This window comes from Bradyrhizobium sp. P5_C11_2, from assembly GCF_054049755.1.
Window position 1 is genome coordinate 1 of the sequence record NZ_JBFULT010000494.1, and the last position, 5,682, is coordinate 5,682.

The window sequence follows — 5,682 nt, forward strand, 5'->3', positions numbered from 1 at the left end:
GGATTGCAGCCAAAGAATAAGAGCCGGTTGGGAGGAATGTGATGAGACTGCTCGAGAAGCTGGGACTCGCCGCTGCCGCATGCCTGCTTTGGGCCAACGCCGCCACAGCCGACACGACCGTAAAATGGCTGCACATCGAGGCCAATCCGGCCCAGGTGAAGATCTGGGAGGAGGTCGCGCGCGCCTATGAGGCGTCGCATCCGGGCGTCAAGGTCGAGATGCAGTTCCTCGAGAACGAGGCCTACAAGGCCAAGCTGCCGACCATCCTGCAATCCAAGGACCGGCCGAACATCATCTACAGCTGGGCCGGCGGCGTCCTGAAGACGCAGATCGAGGCCGGCGTCCTCGACGACATCACCGATTCCGTGAAGGGTTACAGCGACAGCCTGACGCCGGCAGCGCTCGCCGCCTTCACCAGCAATGGCCGCGTTTATGGTCTGCCGACCGCTCTGTCGCAGGTCGGCTTCCTCTGCAACAGGGAGCTGATGGCCAAGGCGAAGGTCGATCCTGCAGGGATCAAGAGCTGGGACGATCTGCTTATTGCCGTGAAGACGTTGAAAGCCGCCGGCGTCACCCCGATCGTGGTCGGCGGCGCGGACAAATGGCCGCTGCACTTCTATTGGACGCATCTTGCAGTGCGCATCGGCGGCAAGGCGGCGTTCGACGCGGCGCTGCGCGGCGAGAACGGCGGCTTCGCCGGCGAGACTTTCCAGAAATCCGGCGAGCTGTTCAAGCAGCTCGTCGATCTTCAGCCGTTCCAGAACGGTTTCCTGGGCTTCAAGAATCCGCAGGCGGTCGGCTATTTCGGCGACGGCAAGGCGGCGATGACGCTCGCGATCAGCACCGTCTATCATCTGCAGCGCGCGCTCGCCGCCGACAAGGTCGGATTGAGCGAAGACAAGATCTGCTGGTTCGACTTCCCGGTCGTGGCCGGCGGCAAGGGCGCGCCGACCGATACGCTCGGCGGGATCACCGGCTGGCTGATCACCAAGGGCTCGCCGAAGGAGGCGGTCGATTTCCTGAAATACTTCGTTTCCAAGGACGTGCAGACGCGGCTTGCAGCGGGCAACTTCATCATCCCGGTGGTGCAGGGCGCGGACGCCGGCCTCAACAACGCCTTCATGAAGCTGATCGCGGCCAATCTCGCGAAGTCGAACTACCACCAGAACTTCTATGACCAGAGCCTCGGTCCGTCGGTCGGCCGCGTCGTCAATGACGTCACCGCGGAGATCGCCGGCGGCAGCATGAGCCCGCAGGACGCCGCTAAGGCGATCGAAGCGGCGTGGAAGCAGGGCAACTGACGGTGGCGCGTCGGGCCGCGAGCGTGTCGGCGATGGGCGTTGCCGGTGAGATGGTCCCGCAGGTCGCGGCCCGCGGTCCGAGCTGGGACGGCAGGCTTACGGTCCTGATCCTGTTCCTGCCGCCGGCGCTGCTGTTGTTCACGTTGTTCGTGGTGCTGCCGATCGGCGAGGCAGCCTGGTATTCGGCGTTCAACTGGAACGGGTTCGGCAGGCCGACCAACTGGATCGGCTTCGACAATTACCGTTTCGTGCTGGAGACACGCGCCTTCTGGCTGGCGCTGCGCAACAACGGGCTGATCATCGCTGTTTCGCTGGCGATCCAGCTACCGCTTGCGCTCACGCTGGCCGTGATGCTCGCCGAACGCTTCCGTGGGGCGGTGGCGCTGCGCATGCTGTTCTTCATGCCGTACATCCTGGCCGAGATTGCGACCGGGTTGATCTTCAGCTTCGTCTATGACGGCGACTACGGCCTCGTCGCCTCGATCTGGCGCAGCTTCGGCGCCGAGCCACCGCATCTTCTGGCCTCGACCGACACGGCGATGCTGGCCGTGCTGATCGTGATCGTCTGGAAGTACTTTGGCTTCCACATGATGCTGTTCATCGCGGCGCTCCAGGGCCTCGACAAGAGCCTGATCGAGGCAGCCCGCATCGACGGCGCGACGCGGTCGCAAGCCCTGCGCCATGTCGTCATCCCCTTGCTCTATCCGACGATCCGGCTCTCCGTGTTCTTCGCCATCGTCGGCTCGCTGCAGCTGTTCGACCTCGTCATGCCGCTGACGCGCGGGGGACCTGCGGATTCCTCTAACACGATGGTGAGCTTCCTCTACAACAACGGCATCTCCCGCATGCGGGTCGGCTATGGCAGCGCCATCGGTGTCATCCTGTTCGTGATCTGCGTGACCTTTGCCTTCACCTACAAGCGATGGTTCATGCGCGATGAGTAATGCCGAGACCAGCCGCACGCCGTTCGATCCCGCCGTGCTGTTCAAGGCGGTGTTCCTCGCCGTCGTTGCCATCTTCGTGCTGGTGCCGCTGCTCGCGACCTTGCTCGGCGGCTTCAAATCGCTCGGCGAATTGCGCGTCAATCCGTTCGGCCTGCCGCATCACTGGGAGTGGCAGAACTATGCCGACATCCTGTTCTCCGCGCGCTACTGGCAGCTCTTGCGCAACTCGCTGATCATCTCGACGCTCACGGTGACATTGACCCTGATCGTCGCCTCGATGGCGGCGTTCACCTTCGCCCATATCAAGTTCTACGGCTCATCGATGCTGCTGAGCTACCTGACGCTCGGCCTGCTGTTTCCGGCGGCGACCGCGGTGCTGCCGTTGTTCATCAAGGTGCGCGATCTCGGGCTGCTCGATACCTATTTTGGCGTTGCCCTGCCGCAGGTGGCCTTCAGCCTCGCGATGAGCGTTCTGTTGCTGCGACGCTTCTTCAAGGACATTCCCTATGAACTGCTCGAGGCAGCGCTGGTCGATGGCTGCAGCTATATCAAATTCTTCCGCTACGTGACGCTGCCGTTGTCCAGGCCGATCCTGGCGACCGTCGGCACCATCACCTTCGTCAACAGCTGGAACGCCTATCTGTTGCCGCTGGTGATGCTCAACACCGATGCGCTCTATCCCTGGCCGCTCGGCATCATGGTCTATCAGGGCGAGTATTCGTCCGAGTGGCACCTGATCCTGGCCTTCATCACGCTGACCATCCTGCCGACGATCATTCTCTTCCTTCTCGCGCAGAAGCACATCGTCGCCGGCCTCACCGCGGGCGCGGTCAAGGGATGAGCGGTACCTCACGGAGATCACAATGAGAAAAGTCGGAATCGGAATCATCGGCTGCGGCAATATCAGCACCGCCTATCTGAAGGCGGCGCAGCGCTTCCCGGTCATGGAGATCAAGGCGCTCGCCGACATGCGCAGCGATGCTGCGGAGCGCCAGGGCGCCGCCTTTGGACTGCCGGGGATGCGGGTCGATCAATTGCTCAAACGCGATGACGTCGAGATCGTCATCAATCTCACGGTGCCGCTCGCCCACACTGACGTCAGTCTCGCGGTGCTGAATGCCGGCAAGCATGTCCATTCCGAGAAGCCGCTCGGCATCAACGTCGCGGAGGCGCGCAAGGTGATGGATCTCGCCGCGCAGAAGAATCTTCGCGTCGGCTGCGCGCCCGACACGTTCCTCGGCGGTGGGCACCAGACCGCTCGCAAGCTGATCGACGACGGCGCGATCGGTACGCCCGTGGCGGGCAGCGCCTTCTTCGGCTGTCCCGGCCATGAGCGCTGGCATCCGGCGCCGGGCTTCTATTATTTGCGCGGTGGCGGGCCGATGCTGGACATGGGACCGTATTACATCACCGATCTGGTGCAGCTGCTCGGCCCGGTCGCGAGCGTGATGGGATCGACCGCGCGTCCGAAGTCCGAGCGGCTGGTCACCAGCGAGCCAATGAACGGCACGCTGATCCCGGTCGAAGTGTCGACCCATGTCGCGGGCACGCTCGAATTCGAGAGCGGGGCGCTCGTCTCGATCGCGATGAGCTTCGATGTACCGAAGCACCGGCATGCGCCGATCGAGATCTATGGCGACAACGGCAGCATGATGGTGCCGGACCCGAACCGCTTCGGCGGCGAGGTGCAGGTTGCCAAGACCGGTGGCGAATGGGAGACGGTGCCGCTAACTCACGGGCATGTGGAAGGAGAGTTCCGTTCCATCGGCGTCGCCGACATGGCCTCCGCGATCCTGAACAACCGGCCGCATCGTGCCTCCGGCGCGCTCGCCTTCCATGTGCTGGAGGTGATGGAGGCGTTCCAGACCTCCGCCGACGAGGGGCGGCGGGTCAAGATCGAGAACCGCGTCGAGCGGCCGGCGATGCTGCCGGCCGGACGTGAAACCGGACAGATCGACTGAGGACAAGAACATGCGCAAGGCAATGATAGTTTGGGGCGGTTGGCCGGGACATGATCCCGATCTCTGTGCCTCGATGATCCGCGGCTGGCTGAAGGCGGAAGGTTTTGAGGTGCGGATCGAGACCACGACGGCGGCTTTCGCCGATCCTGCTATTCACGATCTGTCGCTGATCATCCCGATCTACACCATGGCGAAGATCGAGAAGGCGGAGGCGCTCAATCTCTGCGCGGCGGTGCGTAGCGGCGTGGGGCTCGCCGGCCATCATGGCGGCATGGGCGATGCGTTCCGCGATTCCGTCGACTACCAGTTCCTGTGCGGCGGGCAGTGGGTCGCGCATCCCGGCAACATCATCGACTACAAGGTGGATTTGACCAAGCCGGATGACCCCATCATGAAGGGTCTGAAGAGTTTCGAGCATCGTTCCGAGCAGTACTACATGCATGTTGACCCCGCCAACGAGGTGTTGGCGACCACGACCTTCAGCGGCGAACACGCGCCCTGGATCGAGGGCGTGGTCATGCCCGTGGTGTGGAAGAAACGCTACGGCGCGGGCAGGGTGTTCTATTCCTCGCTCGGCCACCGCGCCTACGAGCTCGACGTACCGGAGATCCGAACCTTGATGACCCGCGGCATGCTGTGGGCGGCGCGTGAATGACGGCTGGTGCGACCCAGCCGATGGTTCGCGCCACGCTCGAGGACGTCGCGCGCGCGGCGGGCGTTTCGCTCGCCACCGTCGACCGCGTCGTCAACCGGCGTGAGGGCGTGCGCGCCAAGACGGTCGCGCGTGTCGAGGCCGCGGTGGCAAAACTCGGCTATCGTGCCGACGTCGCGGCCGCGCGGCTCGCGCGCGGGCAAAGTTTCCGCTTCGCCTTCGTGCTGCCGACCGGCAGCAACAGCTTCATGACCAACCTGACCGAGCAGGTCCGGCGAACCGCGGACTGGCTCGCCGGCCAGCGCGGCTTCATCGATATCCTCCATGTCGACGTGTTCGATCCGGACGTGCTGGCCGGTGCGCTGGAAAACCTGTCGCCTGCCTATCAGGGCGTCGCCGTCATCGCGCTCGACCATCCGAGGGTGCGCGCCGCGATCGACGAACTCGCCGCGCGCGGGGTCGTCGTGGTGACGCTTGTGTCGGACGCGCCGAGCTCGCGCCGCCTGCATTATGTTGGTATCGACAACCCGGCCGCGGGGCGCACCGCGGCAACGCTGATGGGACGTTTCCTCACCGGCGGCGAGGGGATGGTCGCCGTGATCRCGGGATCATTGTCGCTGCGCGATCACACCGAGCGGCAGTTCGGCTTCCACCAGATCCTGTCCAGCGAGTATCCAAACCTGCTCGCGCTGCCGGTCATCGAGGGCCGCGACGACAGCGAGCGCACGCGGGAGCTCACTGCCGCGCTGCTCGCCCGCCATGCCGATCTCCGCGGCATATACTGCTGCGGCGCCGGAAACCGTGGCATTGCCGATGCGCTGGAG

At 64.2% G+C, this 5,682-nt stretch carries 6 protein-coding genes; all 6 read left to right on the forward strand.

Annotated features, from left to right (window positions below; all coding sequences use genetic code 11):
* The first annotated feature begins 41 nt into the window (after positions 1 to 41).
* Positions 42 to 1,301, forward strand: coding sequence for an extracellular solute-binding protein (locus tag ACXJL8_RS32000; RefSeq protein WP_456623341.1), 1,260 nt, complete (start codon positions 42 to 44; stop codon positions 1,299 to 1,301).
* A gap of 2 nt (positions 1,302 to 1,303) precedes the next feature.
* Positions 1,304 to 2,245, forward strand: coding sequence for a carbohydrate ABC transporter permease (locus ACXJL8_RS32005; protein ID WP_456623348.1), 942 nt, complete (start codon positions 1,304 to 1,306; stop codon positions 2,243 to 2,245).
* Positions 2,238 to 3,086, forward strand: a complete 849-nt coding sequence (locus ACXJL8_RS32010) for a carbohydrate ABC transporter permease (RefSeq protein ID WP_456623340.1) — start codon at positions 2,238 to 2,240, stop codon at positions 3,084 to 3,086. Before ACXJL8_RS32005 ends, ACXJL8_RS32010 begins: the two co-directional genes overlap by 8 nt.
* 22 nt (positions 3,087 to 3,108) lie before the next feature.
* Positions 3,109 to 4,206: a Gfo/Idh/MocA family protein gene (locus ACXJL8_RS32015; RefSeq protein WP_456623339.1), complete on the forward strand. Its 1,098-nt coding sequence runs from the start codon at positions 3,109 to 3,111 to the stop codon at positions 4,204 to 4,206.
* A gap of 10 nt (positions 4,207 to 4,216) precedes the next feature.
* A complete protein-coding gene (locus ACXJL8_RS32020; RefSeq protein WP_456623338.1) occupies positions 4,217 to 4,861 on the forward strand; it encodes a ThuA domain-containing protein in 645 nt (214 codons plus the stop codon).
* The coding region (locus tag ACXJL8_RS32025) for a LacI family DNA-binding transcriptional regulator (RefSeq protein ID WP_456686222.1) at positions 4,858 to 5,682 on the forward strand (825 nt) is incomplete at its 3' end. The genes ACXJL8_RS32020 and ACXJL8_RS32025, both read left to right, overlap by 4 nt.

Coding starts and splice junctions, on each gene's coding strand:
- ACXJL8_RS32000 (WP_456623341.1), top strand. CDS start 42: ATGAGACTGCTCGAGAAGCTGGGACTCGCCGCTGCCGCATGCCTGCTT.
- ACXJL8_RS32010 (WP_456623340.1), top strand. CDS start 2,238: ATGAGTAATGCCGAGACCAGCCGCACGCCGTTCGATCCCGCCGTGCTG.
- ACXJL8_RS32015 (WP_456623339.1), top strand. CDS start 3,109: ATGAGAAAAGTCGGAATCGGAATCATCGGCTGCGGCAATATCAGCACC.
- ACXJL8_RS32020 (WP_456623338.1), top strand. CDS start 4,217: ATGCGCAAGGCAATGATAGTTTGGGGCGGTTGGCCGGGACATGATCCC.